The sequence below is a fragment of the Minwuia sp. IMCC3060 genome, assembly GCF_029909435.1.
Taxonomy (GTDB): Bacteria; Pseudomonadota; Alphaproteobacteria; order Minwuiales; family Minwuiaceae; genus Minwuia.
The window spans coordinates 1096878-1115947 of sequence record NZ_CP123782.1; the positions used below are offsets into that span (position 1 = coordinate 1096878).

Here is a 19070-nt window from a genome sequence, read left to right on the forward strand (position 1 = left end):
ACGCTGGACCCGGTGCCCTGCAGCATGATGGTGGGGGTCAGAACCGCTCTCCCGCCCCGTCCGTCACCGGACAGGACAGGGGGCAGCGCCCTGAGCGGACCTCACCCGGCCTTGAGGTCGGGGTCGTCGTCATTGTCCAGATCATCATCAGGCTCCGGACCCGTTGTCATGGCGTCGGTCAGCAGTCCGGCGTGATGCATGATCTGCTGTTCGATCTTCAGCGCCACATCGGGATTGTCGGCAAGGAACTGCTTCGCGGCCTCGCGGCCCTGACCGATCCGCTGGTCACCGGCGGAGAACCACGACCCGGCCTTGTCGACGACACCGGCCTTTACGCCGTGATCGAGCAGTTCGCCGGTCTTGGAGATGCCGCTCCCGTACATGATGTCGAATTCCACCACGCGGAACGGCGGTGCCACCTTGTTCTTCACCACCTTCACACGGGTCTGGTTGCCGACCACGTCGTCGCGGTTCTTGATCGCGCCGATACGACGGATGTCGAGACGGACCGAGGCATAGAACTTCAGCGCATTGCCGCCCGATGTGGTCTCCGGGCTGCCGAACATCACGCCGATCTTGAGGCGGATCTGGTTGATGAAGACAACCATGCAGTTGGTGCGGGAGATCGAGGAGGTGAGTTTCCGCAGCGCCTGGCTCATCAGCCGCGCCTGCAGGCCGACATGGGAGTCCCCCATCTCGCCTTCGAGTTCCGCCTGCGGCACCAGGGCCGCCACCGAGTCGATCACCACCACGTCGACGGCACCGGAACGCACCAGCGTGTCGGCAATCTCCAGCGCCTGCTCGCCCGTGTCCGGCTGGGAAATGATCAGGTCATCGATATTGACCCCCAGCTTCTTCGCATAGGCCGGGTCCAGCGCATGTTCCGCATCGATGAAGGCACATGTGCCGCCCTTCTTCTGGGCTTCCGCAATGACATGCAGGGTCAGGGTGGTCTTGCCCGAACTCTCCGGGCCGTAGATCTCCACCACACGACCCTTCGGCAGGCCGCCGATGCCCAGCGCCATGTCGAGGCCGAGGGAACCGGTCGAGATCGACGCGACGTTCATGGCTTCCCGCTGGCCGAGGCGCATCACGGAGCCCTTGCCAAAGGCGCGTTCGATCTGGCTCAGGGCCGCATCAAGGGCCTTGGATTTGTCTGACACGCTCCGACCTTCCTTATCAACGAGACGCAAAGCTGATTGCGACATGGTCCGCTCCTTATTTCACAGGCTGCTCTTCAGGTGCAATTGCGTTCAATGTACGCTTTTTGTTCCCGTTGCAAAGCGGTTTCATCAACTCATTGAAAGTAGATGGAAAAATGCGATATGTACGATGAATGTTCACGTCTGAATTGGCGAAGGTGCATCTGCGTCCTGCAAGCGGGGCGCTGTCTCCGAATCAGCTGCCGAGCTGTTCCTTCACCTTGGCTGCCAGGTCTTTCAGGCTGAAGGGCTTGGCCAGAAACTCTACGTCGGTCAGGTCCTCGCCCAGGCTGCGGCGGAAGGCTTCTTCCGCATAGCCGGAGATGAAGACGGCGCGGATGTCGGGCCGTACCTCCCGCGCGCGGCGGATCAGGGTGGGGCCATCCATGTTCGGCATGACCACGTCGCTGACCATCAGGTCGATCTCGTGCTCACCTTTGCTGATGATCTCCAGCGCGGTATCGCCGCTGTCGGCCTCCAGCACCGTGTAGCCCTTGTTGCGCAGTGCCCGCACCGCGAACATGCGTACCGCATCCTCGTCCTCCACCAGCAGGATGGTGCCCTGGCCGGTGAGGTCGACGCTGGCGCGGCGACTGCTGGCACCCGTGGTCTCCGGGTCCGCATCGACCCGGGGCAGCAGGATGCGGAATGTCGTGCCCGCATCGACCTTGCTCTCGACCAGAACGTAGCCGCCGGTCTGGCGCACGATGCCATAGACGGTGGCCAGCCCGAGGCCCGTGCCCTGCCCGACTTCCTTGGTGGTGAAGAAGGGTTCGAAGATCTTGGCGATATTCTCCGCCGAGATGCCGTGCCCTGAATCAATGACGGCGATCTCGACATAGTCTCCGACGGGCATGATCTCGTCGCCGACCGGTTCCGGCACATCAATCCGCACGTTGCGGGTCTCGAGCGATACCGTGCCGCCCGATTCCATGGCGTCGCGCGCATTGACGACCAGGTTCGTCACGACCTGTTCGATCTGCCCCTGGTCGACCTTGACCAACCCCAGATCGCGGTCATGCACGATGCGCAGGTTCAGATGCTCCCCGATCAGGCGCCGCAGCAGATCCGACAGGTCGGCCAGCACGTCGGTCAGGTTCAGCACCTTGGGGCGCAGGGTCTGGCGCCGGGAAAAGGCGAGCAACTGGCGCACCAGGGCCGCCGCGCGGTTCGCGTTCTGCTTGATGTGGACGATATCGGCGTAGGAAGGATCACCCGGCGGATGACGCATCAGCAGCAGGTCGGAGAAGCCGATCATGGCCGTCAGCAGATTGTTGAAATCATGTGCGACACCGCCAGCCAGTTGCCCGACGGCCTGCATCTTCTGGCTCTGCGCGAACTGCGCCTCCAGACTGCGCTGTTCCGTGGCGTCGATGAGATAGAACACGACAACCCGTTCATGGTCGACCCGATCCAGCCAGGTGCCATGGATGCGTGCCACCCGGGCGGCACTGCCGGCGAGTTTCACTTCCACCGGTTCAACGGAGTCATTCCCCTCCATCAACTGCGTCTGTCGCAGCAGGGCGGCGTCCCGGTCCTTCTCGTCGACGAACTCGACCCAGTTGCGGCCGATCTCCTTGCCCCTGGAGCCGAACATGCGTCCAACCGCGCCATTGGCCCGATTGATGCTGCCGTCCTGCGTGACAACGATGATCCCGATCGGCGCACCACTGATGAACCGCTCGAAGTTGTGCCGGTCGTGGTCAATTGCCTGGCGGAGCTCCGCGATCTCATCCGGATCAGCAAGAGGGGCTTCGGGGTGAACGGTCGCGGGTTCCTGCGGCTCGGTCTCGGGTTCGACCGGTTCCTCCACCGGCTGGATGTCGGCTGCGGTCACTTCGGGCACAGGCGGGGGCATGTGCGCCCGCCTGTCATCCGCAGTCCGCACGCTGCGGCGGCGGAAGATGACCGGCAGCATGCCGATGAACAGGGCGGAAACCAGAACGCCGAGGATCTCCCGGCTCAGATCGAGCTGACCGGCGGCGAGCAGCAGACCCAGCAGGATGCCAAGCAGGGCCATGGCGAGTGCCAACATCGGTGGCCGGGTCCCTGCACGGTCCTGCCCGGAGGTCAGGTCTGGCGGTGTGCTGATCTGGTCGGTCAATTCTGGATGCTCCGCGCGGGTGCGCGCCCGCCGCTGTAACTCTGGCTCAGGTTCATCACGTAGCTTATCACTTCCGCCACGGCCTTGTAGTGCTCCGGCGGTATTTCCTCATCCAGTTCCACAACCGCGTGAAGGGCCCGTGCAAGCGGCCGGTTCTCGACAACCGGAACCGCATTCTCCTCGGCGACCTGCCTGATGTTCAGCGCCACCTGATCGACACCCTTCGCCACGCAGACCGGTGCGGCCAAGGCAGACATGTCGTACTTCAGCGCCACGGCAAAATGTGTCGGGTTGGCAATCACGACACTGGCTTCGGGCACGGCGGCCATCATGCGGCGGCGGGAGCGTTCCATGCGAATGGCACGGATCTTCTGCTTGATCATCGGGTCGCCGTCCGACTGCTTCTGCTCATCCTTGATGTCGCGGCGGGACATGCGCAGGTCCTGCCGTGTCTTCCATTTCTGGTAGGCGAAGTCGGCCGCCGCGATCACGGTCATGACCGCCATGACGCCACCGACCATGGTCAGTGCTTCGCCGCGGACGAATTCCAGAATGCCGAGGGGCGGTACGGCGATGAGCTGGGGCAGGATGTCGAAGTCTGGCCAGATCAGCGAGAAGGCGACAAAGGCAACAAGGGTCAGCTTCAGGATTCCCTTGCCGAACTCCAGCAGTGAATTGACGGAGAAGAGGCGTTTCAGGCCGGCGATCGGGGAGATCTTGGAGAGCTCCGGCTTGATCTTCTCCGGCGTGAGCTGGATCGGATGCTGCACAGCCGTGCTGACGACGGCCAGCACCGCCAGCACGCCCATGATCGGCAGCACGGCGTAGGCGACGCTGCCGACCAGACCGTTGAACAGGCCCTGCATTGCCCCGGCATCGACGATGATCCGGTCCGGGGAGGCGACGAAAGCGCGCAGGCTGTCGACCAGGATCGCCCCGGCATTGCCGATCATGAACATCAGCAGCGCGGCGGTACCAATCATCATGAACCAGTGACCGACTTCCTGACTCTTGGCGACCTGGCCCTTCTTGCGGGCCTCCTGCAGTTTCTGTTCTGTCGGTTCTTCGGTTTTTTCCCACTTGTCCTGCCCGTCACCGGCCATCCGTTCCCCCTATTGCACCAGGAACATGGCGAGGCCGTTCTCGAAGTGGTCCAGGAACCACATCATGCTGGCCCCCAGGGCCATCATCATGATGACGAAGGCGAGCATGATCTGCAGCGGCATGACGATGAAGAAGACCTGCATCTGCGGCATCAGGCGATTGACCAGGCCCATGCCGATATAGAGCACCAGGGCATAGGCGATGAAGGGGGCGGAGATCTGCACCCCGATCAGGAAACTGTTGGCGACCCAGCCTGCGGCGGTCTTCGCGAAATCCTCCATCGGGGGCACGGTGGCCGCCGGAAACAGCACGTAGGAGTCGCTGATCGCATACATCATCATGTGATGCAGGTCGGCCATGAAGATCATCACCAGGCCCATGATGCTGAGGAAGCTGCCCAGCAATGCCCCCTGGGCACCCTGCGCCGGATCGAAGAACTGCGCGAAGCCGAGGCTGGCCTGGAAGGAGATGACGATGCCCGCCACGTGCAGGGCGGTGACCAGCAGCCGCGCGGCCCCGCCGATGAAGATGCCGATCAGGGCTTCCCCGGCCACGAGGGGCAGCAGGCTGACCGGCTGCTCCGGGATCGGCGGCAGCGTGGCGACAAGGACGGGCTGAAGGACGATGGAAAGGGCGAGCGCAATGCCCAGCCGGACACGCGGCGACACATAGGGTTCACCGAATCCCGGCAGCACCATGATCATTGCGCCGACGCGGGCGAAGATGAGCATGGTGGAGAAGATCGTGACAGGCAGGACTTCGGCCAGCACGATCGCTATCCGGCGATCTGGCCGGACTCGGCGATACGCTGCGCGATCTGGTCCATGAAACCGGTCAGTTCACCGATCATGTAGGGGGCGAGTGCCACCAGCGCGATGAAGATCGCCAGGATCTTCGGCACGAAGGCGAGGGTCATTTCCTGCATCTGGGTCAGGGCCTGGAACAGGGAAACGACCAGGCCGACGCCCAGGGCGATCAGCATGACGGGGGCGGCGGTCTTCAGCAGCACCCAGATGGCGCTGCGTCCGATGTCGACGACTTCGACGGGGCTCATGTCAGTCCCCCGTCAGATCGGCATGCGGATGATCTGCTGGTAGGCGTCGACGACCCGGTCGCGGACGGCCACCACGGTCTGCAATGCGATCTCCGCATTGTTCACCGCGACGACGACATCAGTCAGACCGGCCTTGTCGACGTTCGACGACATGGCAACCTGCTCGGACTTCTCCAGCGATCCGACGGCGCTCTCTGCCGCCTCGCGCACCATGTCGGCAAAGCTGCCGCCCTGGGCGCCACTGACCATACCGGTGTCCGAACCGCTCGGGTCCGCATCTCCGCCTCGGCTCAGGGCCTTGCCATAGGCCATGGCCGCGTTCTGCAGCGTGACATCCATACTGGAAGCTCCTTGAAGGGGGTGCGATTTGGGGTCTCAGTGAGAGTTCAGCTTCAGCGCAGCAGATCGACCGTGCGCGACATCATGGCCTTGGCATTCTCGATGACGGTGACATTGGCCTCGTAGGAACGCTGGGCCTCCTTCATGTCCACCATCTCGATCAGCGGATTGACGTTCGGCAGCTTGACGTAGCCGCTGGCGTCCGCGCCGGGGTTGCCCGGATCATAGTTCTTCTCGAACGGCTTCTGGTCGGTGCTGATCTTGTCGATCTCCACCGTCGGCGCGCCCGACGCATGCATGGTCTGCTGGAACGTCATGATCTTGCGGCGATAGGGATCAGCGCCCGGCGTCATGGAGGTCGAGTGCGCGTTGGCGATGTTTTCCGCAATGATCCGCATCCGGGCGCTCTGGGAGCGCATGCCGGAGGCGGAGGTGATCATCGTCTTTTCGAGGTCCATCAGACTCTCCCGGTTTCAGCCACTGAGCGATCAGCCGCCGCGACCGCCAATGGCGGTCTTCATCATCTGCATGTGCTTGCGATAGAGCGACACGGCCAGGTCGTAGGACATGCGCGTGTCGCTGACTTTCAGGATTTCTTCCTCCAGCACCACGGAGTTCGCCGATGGTGTCGATTCGTAGTTCTCGCCCTTCGCCCTGGCATAGGCATCATCGGCCTCACCCGGCGGGGCGATGTGGCCCGCGTTCGTCTTGGTGGTCCGCATGGTCGCCTGCGGCTTGTGCACCAGTTCCTCGAACGTCAGCGGCTTCAGGTCCTTGGCGCTGTAACCCGGCGTATCCGCATTGGCGATGTTCTGGGCCAGTACCTTCTGCCGCGCGCCGAGCCAGTCCATCTGGCGCGTCAGGGCGGCGAATACCGGTATGTCCTTCATCAGCATCGGGCGGTTTCCACGAGGGGTTCAGGGGCAGCGGGTTCATTGATCCGGCCAAGAATGAACGGAGAAGATTAATGAAAGGTAATGATCGGTCCCGACAGCCTGACGGTCTGCACCATCGCGCCCCGGCGTTATCGGATCGTTAACCAAACACCTTCAAACATTGCGCCTGCGGGAGAGAAATTCCCGCCCCCATCCCGTTCGCTCCGGCACCGCGATGCGCGGCCCCGGGCGGCAAAGGCAGAAGGCCCCGCAGGTTTGGACATACTGGATTACATGAGATTTCTCGGTGCGCTGGTGCTGATCATCGGCATGATCGCCGGTGCCGCCTGGCTGGCCCGTCGCTATGGCCTGGCACCCAAGGTCACCGGCGGCAACGGCCGTATCGGCATCGTCGCGGTGCAGAGCCTGGATACCCGGCGCAAGCTGGTTCTGGTGCGCCGTGATGACCGTGAACACCTGCTGGTGGTCGGTCCCACAGGCGAGTCGGTCATCGAGACCGGCATCACGCCCCCCGCCGGCACGGGGGCGCAATCGTGAGGCACCTGCTCCTGCTGATCGCGGCATGCCTGCTGCTGACGGCGACCCCGACCTTCGCACAGGACGTGTCCATCGACCTCGGCGAAGGCGGCAGCTTCACCGGGCGGGTGCTGCAGCTTGTCCTGATGCTGACGGTGCTGAGCCTGGCCCCGGCCATCCTGGTTGTCGTCACATCGTTCACCCGTATCGTCATCGTGCTGTCGCTGCTGCGTTCCGCCATGGGTGTGCAGACCACGCCGCCGAACGTGGTGATCATCAGCCTCGCCCTGTTCCTGACCGCCTTCATCATGGCGCCCACGTTCGAGGCCGCCTGGAACGACGGCATCCAGCCCCTGCTGAACGAGGAAGTGGACGAGCGCGAGGGCCTGACCCGCGCCATCGCCCCGATCCGCACCTTCATGCTGGCCCATGTGCGCGAGAAGGACCTGGCACTGTTCATCGATATCGGGCGCATCGACACGGAGGGGCTGACGCCGGAGAACACGCCGATCCAGGCGCTGGTCCCGGCCTTCATGATCTCGGAGCTGAAACGCGCCTTCGAGATCGGGTTCCTGCTGTTCATCCCGTTCCTGGTCATCGACATGGTCGTGGCCAGCGTGCTGATGTCGATGGGCATGATGATGCTGCCCCCGATCATCATCTCGCTGCCGTTCAAGCTGATCTTCTTCGTCATCGTCGACGGCTGGAACCTGGTCGCGGAGAGCCTGGTCAGAAGCTTTGTCGGAGGCGGTGGGAGTTAGCGCTTCCCACTGTTCGATATTGCGGCACCCTTTCACTCGCCACCCGGCCACCCACGGGGATGTCACCAAAGGGTTGCGGGGTGAGCCGATGCGCTTCTGTCAGTTGAACGAATGATCGAGTGCCCGGGATCCGGCAGTTCGAACCAGTACCTGCGATCCTGTCCGAGAACTTTGCGTATGGCAGCAATGCGGACAGGACGGCCGCTTTGGATCGCCGCATATGGAGCCTGCGACCGGTCACGTACGGCCGAATTGTGCGAACACCTGCCAGTCGGAACTGCGGGATCATGGCCAGAACATCGAGCGCCCGGAAAAGGTCAATACGGCGCTACCTGTCCTTGGCCGCATCATGTACTGTCTCGTCGACTGGGTACTGACCCGCAAACGCAATCTCGGGCGCCCTCGGAAAGGGGGCGACGTGTCGGATATCAATCAATGGTTGTCCGGGCTCGGCCTGGAAAGATTTGCGTCGGTGTTTGCAGAGGCCGAGATCGATCTTGAAACCCTGCCTGATCTGGCAGAGGCCGATCTGGTGGAACTTGGGCTGCCGCTTGGTCCGCGCCGAAGAATCTGGGGGGCGATTCAGCGTTCGGCCGGTTCTGAAGAACCGCCGGTTGGAGCCGAGAATGCTGTTGCATCAAGCGGCGTCCAGAACCCTGTCACCGCAGCAGTTTCCTCAGACGCCGAGCGTCGGCATCTGACGGTGATGTTCGTCGATCTGGTCGGTTCGACCGAGATGGCGGGACGCATTGATGCCGAGGACATGCGCAATGTCATCACCAGCTACCAGAACACGGTCGCCGGTGTCGTGAGCCGCTACGAGGGCTTCGTGGCCAAGTTCATGGGCGACGGTGTGCTGTGCTATTTCGGCTGGCCGCGTGCCAATGAGGATGACGCGGAACGCGCGGTTCGTGCCGGACTTTCGATCATCGACAGCGTGAAGAACACAAGAGAGTCCGACGGCACACCGCTGGCAACGCGCGTGGGTATCGCCACCGGCGTGGTGATCGTGGGCGACCTGATCGGCAGTGGGGCAACGCAGGAAGCCGCGGTCGTTGGCGAGACGCCCAACCTGGCAGCGCGCCTGCAGGGTTTCGCCGAACCGAATCAGTTGGTCCTGCCCGATGAGACCCGCCGCCTGCTCGGCGGCGCCTACCAGGTTCGATCGCTGGGCGGACAGGAACTCAAGGGCATTGGTGCGCCGGTCGAGGTCTTCGTGGTCATTGGCGAGGTGTCGCAGGAAAGCCGCTTTGCCGCGCGCCAGACCGGAACGCTGACGCCCATTGTCGGGCGGGAGCGGGAGATCGAACTGATCCTCGAGCGCTGGGCCATGGCCCGTGCACGCAAGGGACAGATGGTGATCGTCAGCGGCGAGGCGGGCATCGGCAAGTCACGCATCACCCGGGCTGTGATCGATGCAGTTGCGCAGGATGAACATGTGCGCATGACCTATCAATGCTCGCCCTATCACGCCGACAGCGCGTTTTATCCGGTCACGCAGCAGATGGCGCTTGCCGCAGGCTTCGCACATTCCGACAGTTCGGAAACGCGGCTGGACAAGCTCGAAAGCCTGCTGGGCAAGGACCGCGCCACGCTGAGACTGATTGCACCGCTGATGGGCCTCGACGGCGCTGTGCGATACGGCGCACCGGACCTCACTCCTGCCCAGCAGCGTGCACAAATCATGCTGGCCCTGGGCAGGCTGCTGGTGCGCCAGGCGACCAAAAAGCCTGTCCTGCTGGTCTATGAGGATCTGCACTGGATAGACCCGACATCGCTGGAACTTCTCGAAACCCTGTTGGATGAGATCGCTGAAGCGCCCATCATGATACTGGCGACAGCGCGCCCCACCTTCGAATATGGCTTTGGCGGCAACCCGATTGTCACTCGTCTTGCACTCAATCGCCTGGGCAAGGACCAGATCGGCGTCATTGCCGCGAAATTGACTGGTGGCAGGGCGCTGCCTGACGAGATCATGGCGATCATCGCCCAGCGCACTGACGGTGTGCCCCTGTTCGTCGAGGAACTGACCAAGACGATCCTGGAATCCGGCGCTGTGATGCAGGACGGCGACCGTTTCGTACTGAACGGCCCGTTGAGCACGATCGCCATTCCCACCACGCTGCATGACAGTCTCATGGCGCGTCTGGACCGGTTGCAGCCGATCAAGGAAGTGGCGCAGACAGCTGCCTGCATCGGGCGCGGGTTCAGCCATGGTTTGCTGGCAAGAATTGCCCGTTTGCCGGAACCCGAACTCGCGACCGCACTCGACGGTCTGATCAGCGCCGAACTGGTCTACAGGCGCGGCCTGCCGCCGGAGGCGACCTACTTGTTCAAGCATGCGCTGGTGCGCGACGCGGCCTATGAAAGCCTGCTGAAGGGCAAGCGCCGGGCGATCCATGTGCGCATTCTGGCGGCTCTGGAGGCGGACCCCGACATCGCCCACGAAGTTCTTGCCGTCCATGCCGAAGCGGCGGGCCTGACCGACCGCGCCATCGACCTGTGGGAAGCGGCCAGCAAGGTTGCACTCGGTCGGCCAGCCTTTGACGAGGCCCTCTCGCATCTTGGTCATGCGATCAAGCTGATCACGCCGCAGCTCGATACCGGCGACAGCTTCGTCTTAAACCGCGCCCTGTCCCTGCAGGTGCCGCTCGGCATGGCGCTGTTGACGCGCAGGGGCTATGGCGCTGACGAAACCGTAGCTGCGTTCAAGCAGGCATTGGCTTTCGCGGACAGGGTGGGCGAGACGCCGATGCGTTACTCCATCCTCTATGGCTTGTGGGTGGCTACCGGGATCAGAGGGCAGCACGCGGAGGCGTTGAGAACGGCCGAGGCACTTGTGGATCTGGCGGGCCGATCATCAGATTCCTCATCTGTTGTGGTTGCTCATCGGGTCGCAGGCAGTTCGCACTGGTTCATGGGCAACACTGCCGTTGCCGAGCATCATCTGGAAATCGCGCTGAGCCATTTCGATCCGCTCAAGCATGCGGGGCTTGCCGACCGGTACGGGCAGGATATCGGGGTGTCACTGCATGTCTTTCTGGCTTGCGTCGCAATGACGCTTGGCAAGACATCGCGTGCATTGGCACACGCCGCCGAGGCTGAACGCCTTGCCCAATCAACAGGACATGTTCAGACGATATGCTATGCCGCTGTAATACTGAGTTTATGTTACCTTGCTGTCGGTGACGACGCAAAAGCCCAGCGTTCAATGAAGACAATCGAACCAATCGCACAAGAGCATGATTTGCTGCTCTGGATTGCATATATTGCTTCGTTCAGCCAGGTCATAGCCGCGAGACGGGGGGACAAGAACAGCATCGAGCGGTTCAAGTCTGCGGACCAGAAGGTTATCGACCACAACTGCACTTTCTTCGGTTCCCAGCTACGCATTAGTGTTGGATGGTCTGCCTTGGAGATGGGACTTGGCGACGAAGCCGCCGAGTTGGCTTCCATGGCGGAGGGTCTGATCGAGAAGACAGGCGAAACCTACGCACTGTCTGACCTTCATCGACTACAGGCGGCGATAGTCAAGGCCGATGGAGACAATGTAGCTTCACAAAGATACCTGGAAATTGCCCTCGATGTGGCCCGGCAGCAGAGCGCCAGGTTGTGGGAATTGCGTGCTGCGATTGATCTTGCCCGACTATGGCAGGCAAAGGGCAGGATCAAGGAAGCCGTTTCCCTTCTCCGGCCCGTTCACGAAAGCATCGCAGAGGGTGACTGTCCGGAGGACCAGGCAAAAGCGCGCGCGTTGCTCGCGGAACTTGGGGCAAATGTTGCCGTGCGCCTCTGATCTTGGTTCAGGCACGCTGTTGGCGGCCCTTCAAATCGCGGAATGACGAATGCACGCAGAACCTGTGCACCCGATCCGGGTGGAACTGTCGCTTCCGCAAATTCGCCTGGGGTCCCGGTTGGGCGGCGCTGATCGTTCGCAGAAGGTTCCTGTCAGCCCGCCCCGGCCACCCGGATATCTGCCTCGTGGTGGACAGGGAAGTTCACCGAACTGGCGATGAAACACACCTTGCTGGCGGTGCCGTGCAGGCGCAGCGCGTGGTCCACCTTGTCCGCCTGGGCGATGGTGACGACCGGGCGCAGCGTGGCCTCCGTGAAGGCACCGCCGCCCTTGCCGTTCTCCACCATCGTGGCCGTGGCCCGGTCGGTATAGTCCAGCACCGTGATGCGGGCGCGGGCGCAGCAGGCGAGATAGCTGAGCATGTGACAGCTCGACAGGGCGCCGAGCAGCATGTCCTCGGGGTTCCAATGTTCCGGCAGGCCCAGGAAGGCGGGGTCGGAACTGGTGGTCAGGGTAGGCTTGCCCGGCGCGGCAAGCTGGTGGGTCCGGTCATAGGATTCGTAATCCGCGAACCCGGCTGCCGCGCCGGTCCATGTCAGGTCGGTCTGATAGGTATGATGTCCAGTGTCGGACATGCCGGATCAGCTCCTCCAGAAGGGCTTTTCAGCTTCCTGGTTCGCCGACATGCGGTCAATGCCCATGTCGCGCAGGATGCGGTCATCCATCTCGGCCAGGTTCTGACGCTCCACCATGCGCTTCTCCCACACATTCAGCAGGGATGCGATGCGCAGCACCGGGCCCAGAATGGCGGTCAGAGGGCGGTAGGACAGGGTCGGCTGTCCATACCGGACGGTTGTGTAGGTCCGGCTCATGGTTTCTCTCCTTGGGTACGAGTGTGTCCGGCGGCTTGCCGCGACACCTGCTCATCTAGAACCGGGGTCGGGTACTTACAAACGATGCTTTCTCAGCTAGTCTGTTAGAAAATCTCATATGCGAGAATCGCCATGGCCCGCCGTTTACCGCCTCTTAACGCTCTTCGCGCCTTCGAAGCCGCCGCCCGTCATTTAAGTTTCACAAGGGCAGCGTCGGAGCTGAACGTGACCCCGGCGGCGATCAGCCATCAGGTCAAGGGGTTGGAGGACTGGTTCGGTGCCAAGCTGTTCCAGCGCCGCAACCGCGAGATCCTGATGACGGAGGCCGGGCAACTGCTGCTGCCCGGCGTGCGCGATGGCATGGACCAGCTCGAAACCGCCGTGCAGCGCATCACGGTGCAGGGCGACGATACGGAGCTGCGCGTCACATGCATGCCGTCATTTGCTTCGAAGTGGCTGGTGCCGCGGCTGGGGTCCTTCCGGGCGCGGCACCCGGAGATCGACGTGCTGCTGTCCACATCGGAAGGAATCGTCGATCTGGAGGTTGAGCCGTTCGACCTCGGCATCCGTTCCGGGCGGGGCAACTATCCCGGCCTGACAGTGCACAGGCTGTTCGACGACGCGGTCTTTCCGGTCTGCAGCCCGGCCCTGCTGGAGGGGCCGAACCCCTTGCGCTGTCCGGATGATCTGAAGAACCACACGCTGCTGCATGACGACTATCCCGTCGGCTGGCAGGAATGGCTGACGGCTGCAGGGGTGGAGGGCGCGGACCCCCGGCGCGGACCGATGTTCGACAATTCCGCGATGCTGTTGCAGGCCGCCGCTGATGGGCTGGGGGTGGCGCTGGCGCGGCATGTCCTGGCCTACGCCGATATCGTTGCGGGGCGTCTGGTGGCACCGTTCCCGATCACCCTGACATCGGACATGGCCTATTACCTGGTGCATCTGCCCCGCACCGCCGACCGCCCGATGATCCGCGCCTTCCGTGAATGGCTGTTCGAGGAGGCCTACACCTACCGCGCGGAGCAGGACCGGGGATAATGCAGTGTCGAGGCGGCGCTGAGGATGCAGGCTGACAGGCGGGGCGCGGCTTCCCTATAGTCGGCGGTATCAATGTCACCCGGCGACAGATCGGGGACGGGGAGGTAACTGTCATGCGCCGATCTTCGGTTCCCATATGGATCATGCTGGCGCTGCTGGTCCTGCCAGTGGCACTGGCTCCTGCACAGTCTCTGGCTCAGGCAGCGGAGCGGACCTTGCGTCTCGGCGTGCTGGGTTTCGGCACCGTTGCGTGGGAGCTGGAGACCATCCGCAGCCACGGCCTGGCGGAGGCGGAAGGTCTGGACCTGCAGGTGCGGGAGTTTGCCGGCAAGCAGGCGGCGGCCATCGCGTTTCAGGGCGGTGAGGTCGATGCCATCGTCACCGACATCGTCTGGGTGGCCCGCCAGCGCGCGTCCGGCCGGATGCTGCGTTTCGCGCCCTTCTCCAACACCGTCGGCGCGCTCATGGTGCCTGCGGGTTCTTCGCTGCAGGACATTGCCGACCTGAAGGGTGTGAAGATTGGTGTCGCCGGTGGCCCGCTGGACAAGTCGTGGCTGCTGCTGCGCTCCCTGGTGAAGCAGCGCCATGGCTTTGACCCTGCCGATGCCGCCAGCCCGGTCTATGGCGCGCCACCCCTGCTGCAACAGCAGTTCATGAAGGGGCAACTGGATGCCCTGATCACGTTCTGGCATTTCGCGGCCCGGCTGGAGGCCGCGGGCCATCGCAGGCTGGCGGACATGGACGACATGGTTGTCGGGCTTGGTGGTTCCGCCGGCACGTCGCTTGTCGGCTACGTGTTTCGGGAAGACACGGACGGGTCGAGAGCGGAGGCGGAAGCCGCCTTCCTGCGTGCCTCCCGCGCCGCGAAGAACGTCCTGTCGAATGATGATGCGGCATGGCTGCCCCTGCGCCCCCTGATGCGCGCAAGCGACGATGCGGTCTTCGAGACCCTGAAAGCCCGGTTCCGGGCCGGAATACCTGCGGGGTTCGGTGATGCGGAGATCAATGCAGCCCGCACCTTGTACGACCTGCTCGCCGGGGCAGGGGGCACGCAGCTTGTCGGGCAGGCGACGACACTGGATGCCGCCGCCTTCCACCCGGCCGCGCGTTTCTGAGCGCCAGGCCCCGCATGCCACGTCCGCCGTCAAAGGGACGCCTTGTCTGGATCCTCTCGCTCGGCAGCCTGCTGGCCCTCTGGGTCGTCGCTGCCGCGCTGACGGACCCGCTGACCCTGCCGGGGCCGGTGCAGGTGTTCGACGTGATGGCGCGGGAGGCGGCGAGCGGGGAACTGTTCCGGCAACTGGGGGTCACGCTCTATCGCGTGCTGCTGTCCTTCGTGCTGGCCATGTCGCTGGGCATCATGATCGGGCTGTGGATGGGGCTGAACCGCTCGGCGGACCGGTTCCTGGACCTCTGGCTGGTGTTCTTCCTGAACCTGCCTGCGCTGGTTGTCATGATCCTGGCCTATGTCTGGCTGGGCCTGACGGAGGTGGCGGCAATCCTGGCCGTGACCGTGAACAAGGTGCCGAATGTCGTCGTGACGGTTCGCGAAGGCGCGCGGGCGCTGGACCCGAAACTGGCGGAGATGGCGCGGGTGTTCCGTTTCACGCGCGGGCAGACGCTGCGACACGTCATCCTGCCGCAGATGGCACCATTCCTGGCCGCCGCTGCCCGGTCCGGGATCGCACTGATCTGGAAGATCGTGCTGGTGGTCGAACTGCTCGGCCGGGGCTCCGGCGTCGGCTTCAAGCTGCACCTGCATTTCCAGTTGTTCGAGATCGACGCGATCCTGGCCTATGCGCTGGCGTTCATCGCGGTGATGCAGATCGTCGAATGGGGCATCCTGCGACCGCTGGAACGGCGCGCCAACCGGTGGCGGCACGCATGAGCGCCCTCGACATCCATATCCGCGCCAAGCGTTTTGGTGATGCAGTGGTGTTGAGGGATCTGGACCTGCGGGTCGCGGACGGGGAGGTCGTGGCCATCACCGGTCGGTCCGGCGTCGGCAAGACCACCCTGCTCAACATCATCGCCGGTCTGGACCTTGCCTTCGAGGGGGAGGTTTCACCGGCCCCCGCTGACAGCCGGGTCGGCTATGTGTTTCAGGAACCACGCCTGCTGCCCTGGCGGACGGTCAGCGAGAACCTGTGTCTGGCCTGCGGCATCACGCCTGCGCAGGCGCAGCAGTGGCTGGCTGATGTCGGGCTGGCGCGGGAGGGGGTGAAGGTCCCCGGTCAACTCTCCCTGGGCATGCAGCGTCGGGTGGCCGTTGCCCGGGCGCTTGCGATCCGTCCCGCGGTGCTGCTGCTGGACGAACCGTTCGCGTCGCTGGATGCGGAGACCGCCACGGAGATGCGTGCCCTGTTGCAACGCCTGCTGGCGGCGCACCCGACCACGACACTGCTGGTGACGCATGATGCGGCGGAGGCCGCGGAACTGGCGCATCGGAATGTCGTTCTCGACAGGGGCGATGCATCCCGCTCCACGGCGTAGGACCGTCAGCCGGTGGCACCAAGACAAGTGGTCAGTTGGGTCACCAACCGGTCCATCATGCCGAAATAGTTGTCCGTTGCGGCGGGCGACGTTGTCCCGACGGGATCCACCACACCAACGTGTACATGGTTGTCACTGGCCAGCGCCTCGACGATGTCGCTGTTGAACTGGGGCTCCGCCAGTACGCAGTGAATGTTCTGTTCGGTAATGCGGGACCGGATCAGGCTGATCTGGCGTGCACCGGGAGAGACCTCCGGGTTGATCGCGATGGAACCGGCGGCGGTCACGCCGAACCGGTTCTCGAAGTACTGATAGGCGTCATGAAAAACGATGAACGGTCTGTCGGTGACAGACGCCACCCGCTCGGCGGTGCTTGACTCCAGCTCGTTCAGGCGCCGGATGGTCCGCGTGGCATTTTCCCTGTAGATGCTGGCATTTGTCGGGTCGGCTTCACCCAGAACGTCCGCGACATGGCGAACGATGGCGATCGCGTTCTGCGGGTCCAGCCAGACATGCTGGTCTGTGTCTCCCTCATGGCCGTCGTGGTCGGCATGCTTCTCGTGGTCATCATGGCCGTCGTGGTCGGCATGCTTCTCGTGGTCATCATGGCCGTCGTGGTCGGCGTGCTTCTCGTGGTCATCATGGCCGTCGTGGTCGGCGTGCTTCGCGTGGTCATCGTGCCCGTCGTGGTCGGCATGCTTCGCGTGGTCATCATGGCCGTCGTGGTCGGCGTGCTTCTCGTGATCATCATGGCCGTCGTGGTCGGCATGTTTCTCGTGATCATCGTGCCCGTCGTGATCGGCATGCTCTCCGTGATCATGGTGATGTGGTTCGAAAGCTTCATTGTCCCTGACGGGCAGCAGGCGCATGCCAGGGGCCTCGATCAGTTCGACGACTCTCGCCTTCTTCGAGAGATTGGCGAGGGGGCGGTTCAGAAAGGCCTCAAGGGAGGGCCCGACGCGAAAGATCACGTCCGCGCGGGACAGGGCCAGCGCGTCGGAGGGCCGGAGTGCATACCCATGCGGTGACGCCCCCGGCGGCAGGATCAGGTCCGGCTCCGCCACACCCTCCATGACCGCAGCGACCAGTCCATGGATCGGGACGATGGAGGCGCTGACGCGGATACGCGCCTCCGCCATCGCCGATCCGGCAGTGAGTGTCAGGGCCAGAACGGCAGGCAAGAGGGAACGCAGCATCAGTCTTCTCCACACTTCGATGTGCGGCGAAGTTTATACATCATTCGATGAACGTCAAACTGTTCGTGTGGGCCCGTCAGGTCCCCGCGAAATCGTCTCTGAGCGTCCGTTTCAGGACCTTGCCGGTAGCGTTGCGCGGCAGGGTCTGCACAAACTCGACACGGCGCGGCACCTTGAAGGTTGCCAGATGCTCTCGGCAATAGGCCGTCAGCGCGTCAGCGGAGAGTTCCGCACCCTTCTTCAGCACGATCACGGCGCAGCCGATCTCCCCCCACTTGTCGTCTGGCAGGCCGATCACGGCGGCTTCCGCGATCTGGTCCAGGCGATAGATCACGTTCTCGACCTCCGCCGGATAGACGTTCTCGCCGCCGGAGATGTACATGTCCTTGGTGCGGTCAACGATGAAGTAGAAGCCATCCTCGTCGCAGCGCGATGCGTCACCCGTGTTCAGCCAGCCGTCCTGGATCGCGGCCTCCGTGGCCTCCGGCCGGTTCCAGTAGCCGGGGGTGATGTTGGGACCCTTGCACCAGAGTTCGCCGATCTCGCCCACCGGCAGGTCGTTGCCGTTCTCGTCCACGATCCGAACCTGGTTGTGCAGTGCGGGCTTGCCGGCCGATCCGGGACGGGTCATGGCGTCGCCTGCATCCAGCACCAGGACGGTCGGGCTCGTCTCCGTCATGCCGAAGCCCTGTGCCAGGCCAAGACCGCGTGCGGCCCATGTTTCCAGCAGGGAAACGGGAACCGGGGCACCGCCGACACCCGCGACCTGGACGCGCGAGAGGTCGGTGTCGGGGAATTCGTCGAGCTGTGCCATGAACTGATAGTTCGCCGGCACACCGAAGAAGTGGGTAACCCCGAACTCCGGGTCGCCGAGCAGCTTCAGTCCGGTTCCGGGATCGAAGGCGCGCATGATCAGCACCGTGCCGCCCGCGTGCATGACCGGATTGGTGTAGCAGTTCAGGCCGCCGGTATGGAACAGCGGCAGCACCGTCAGCTGCACCGAGTCCGGCGTGATGCGGTGGGGCAGGCCCAGGTTGACCGTGTTCCAGAAGGTCATGCCATGGGTGATCATCGCGCCCTTGGGCAGCCCCGTGGTGCCGGAGGTGTACATGATGGTCCACAGATCGTCGTGCGTCAGGTCCACCATCAGCGTCGGCTCGGTGTGGCTTGCGATCCCGCGCTCGTACGCGCTGTCGCCGCCGTCGCATGTGGTCTCGACGACATGGGGAATGCCGACCTTCTCCGCCACTGCCTGCGCCGTCTCCGCGAACTCGCTGCCGTGAACGATGACCTTCGGCGTGGAATCCGAGGTGATGAAGCTCAGTTCGGAGACCGTCAGACGCCAGTTGAGCGGGACCATGACGGCGCCGAGCTTGGCACAGGCGAACTGGACCTCGATGACATCGGTCGTGTTGGGGGCCAGCACGGCGATGCGATCACCCTTCTGCACACCGAGATCGCGCGACAGCCAGGTCGCCAGACGCCCGGTGCGGTCATTGGTTTCGATGTAGGTGAACCGGCGGTCACTCGCCAGATCAATCAGCGCCGTGTGTTCGCCGCGGAACATCGCGTGGTGCGCCAGCCAGTCGTAGACCTTGATCGTCATGGAAATTCCTCCCCTGTTGGCCGAGTCATGGCAATGGGCAGGACGAAGTGCAAGCCACTATCGGCGCAGGGGTGTGTCAGGCGAACGGCA

The 19070-nt window shown here is 63.5% G+C and carries 19 protein-coding genes; 7 read left to right on the forward strand and 12 right to left on the reverse strand.

Features of this window, described 5'->3' with window-relative positions:
• Positions 1–101: 101 nt before the first annotated feature.
• The 8 genes from recA to flgB form a co-directional block, all read right to left on the reverse strand.
• Positions 102–1208, reverse strand: a complete 1107-nt coding sequence (gene recA / locus QGV54_RS05170; RefSeq protein ID WP_348637631.1) for a recombinase RecA — start codon at positions 1206–1208, stop codon at positions 102–104.
• 190 nt (positions 1209–1398) lie between these two features.
• A complete protein-coding gene (locus QGV54_RS05175; RefSeq protein ID WP_281017909.1) occupies positions 1399–3306 on the reverse strand; it encodes an ATP-binding protein in 1908 nt (635 codons plus the stop codon).
• Positions 3303–4409 carry a flagellar biosynthesis protein FlhB gene (flhB, locus tag QGV54_RS05180; protein WP_281020076.1) on the reverse strand — a complete coding sequence of 369 codons (1107 nt, stop codon included), beginning with the start codon at positions 4407–4409 and terminating at the stop codon, positions 3303–3305. Before flhB ends, QGV54_RS05175 begins: the two co-directional genes overlap by 4 nt.
• Before the next feature lie 9 nt (positions 4410–4418).
• Positions 4419–5180, reverse strand: coding sequence for a flagellar biosynthetic protein FliR (gene fliR, locus QGV54_RS05185; RefSeq protein WP_281017907.1), 762 nt, complete (start codon positions 5178–5180; stop codon positions 4419–4421).
• Between the two features lie 5 nt (positions 5181–5185).
• A complete protein-coding gene (gene fliQ, locus QGV54_RS05190) occupies positions 5186–5464 on the reverse strand; it encodes a flagellar biosynthesis protein FliQ (RefSeq protein ID WP_281017906.1) in 279 nt (92 codons plus the stop codon).
• 12 nt (positions 5465–5476) lie between these two features.
• Positions 5477–5803: a flagellar hook-basal body complex protein FliE gene (locus QGV54_RS05195; protein ID WP_281017905.1), complete on the reverse strand. Its 327-nt coding sequence runs from the start codon at positions 5801–5803 to the stop codon at positions 5477–5479.
• Positions 5804–5856: 53 nt separating this feature from the next.
• Entirely contained in the window at positions 5857–6261 is a 405-nt protein-coding gene (flgC, locus tag QGV54_RS05200) for a flagellar basal body rod protein FlgC (RefSeq protein ID WP_281017904.1), read from the reverse strand.
• A gap of 30 nt (positions 6262–6291) precedes the next feature.
• Positions 6292–6699, reverse strand: coding sequence for a flagellar basal body rod protein FlgB (gene flgB / locus QGV54_RS05205; RefSeq protein WP_281017903.1), 408 nt, complete (start codon positions 6697–6699; stop codon positions 6292–6294).
• 273 nt (positions 6700–6972) lie between these two features.
• Between flgB and QGV54_RS05210 the strand changes: the two genes are divergently transcribed.
• From QGV54_RS05210 to QGV54_RS05220, 3 genes are all read left to right on the forward strand, one after another.
• Entirely contained in the window at positions 6973–7236 is a 264-nt protein-coding gene (locus QGV54_RS05210; protein WP_281017902.1) for a flagellar biosynthetic protein FliO, read from the forward strand.
• On the forward strand, positions 7233–7976 hold the full coding sequence (fliP, locus tag QGV54_RS05215) for a flagellar type III secretion system pore protein FliP (protein WP_281017901.1): 744 nt from the start codon (positions 7233–7235) through the stop codon (positions 7974–7976). The genes QGV54_RS05210 and fliP overlap by 4 nt, the downstream gene beginning before the upstream one ends.
• Before the next feature lie 220 nt (positions 7977–8196).
• Positions 8197–11772 carry an adenylate/guanylate cyclase domain-containing protein gene (locus QGV54_RS05220; protein ID WP_281017900.1) on the forward strand — a complete coding sequence of 1192 codons (3576 nt, stop codon included), beginning with the start codon at positions 8197–8199 and terminating at the stop codon, positions 11770–11772.
• Between the two features lie 152 nt (positions 11773–11924).
• Here QGV54_RS05220 and QGV54_RS05225 read toward each other — a convergent pair whose 3' ends face one another.
• Positions 11925–12407, reverse strand: a complete 483-nt coding sequence (locus QGV54_RS05225; protein WP_281017898.1) for an OsmC family protein — start codon at positions 12405–12407, stop codon at positions 11925–11927.
• 6 nt (positions 12408–12413) lie between these two features.
• A complete protein-coding gene (locus QGV54_RS05230; protein ID WP_281017897.1) occupies positions 12414–12644 on the reverse strand; it encodes a DUF1127 domain-containing protein in 231 nt (76 codons plus the stop codon).
• A 132-nt stretch (positions 12645–12776) separates the two neighbouring features.
• On the opposite strand from QGV54_RS05230, the gene QGV54_RS05235 reads away from it, so the two are divergent.
• The 4 genes from QGV54_RS05235 (at position 12777) to QGV54_RS05250 (ending at position 16178) form a co-directional block, all read left to right on the forward strand.
• The gene (locus QGV54_RS05235) at positions 12777–13685 is read left to right on the forward strand and encodes a transcriptional regulator GcvA (RefSeq protein ID WP_281017896.1); all 909 of its coding nucleotides are present in this window, start codon (positions 12777–12779) and stop codon (positions 13683–13685) included.
• A 113-nt stretch (positions 13686–13798) separates the two neighbouring features.
• Positions 13799–14800 carry an ABC transporter substrate-binding protein gene (locus tag QGV54_RS05240; protein WP_281017895.1) on the forward strand — a complete coding sequence of 334 codons (1002 nt, stop codon included), beginning with the start codon at positions 13799–13801 and terminating at the stop codon, positions 14798–14800.
• A gap of 14 nt (positions 14801–14814) precedes the next feature.
• Positions 14815–15573 (forward strand): ABC transporter permease, encoded by a 759-nt coding sequence (locus QGV54_RS05245; RefSeq protein ID WP_281017894.1) that lies wholly within the window; start codon positions 14815–14817, stop codon positions 15571–15573.
• Positions 15570–16178, forward strand: coding sequence for an ABC transporter ATP-binding protein (locus QGV54_RS05250; RefSeq protein WP_281017893.1), 609 nt, complete (start codon positions 15570–15572; stop codon positions 16176–16178). Before QGV54_RS05245 ends, QGV54_RS05250 begins: the two co-directional genes overlap by 4 nt.
• A 5-nt stretch (positions 16179–16183) precedes the next feature.
• Here QGV54_RS05250 and QGV54_RS05255 read toward each other — a convergent pair whose 3' ends face one another.
• Entirely contained in the window at positions 16184–17374 is a 1191-nt protein-coding gene (locus QGV54_RS05255; protein WP_281017892.1) for a zinc ABC transporter substrate-binding protein, read from the reverse strand.
• A gap of 76 nt (positions 17375–17450) precedes the next feature.
• Entirely contained in the window at positions 17451–18980 is a 1530-nt protein-coding gene (locus QGV54_RS05260; RefSeq protein WP_281017891.1) for a long-chain fatty acid--CoA ligase, read from the reverse strand.
• Positions 18981–19070: the final 90 nt, after the last annotated feature.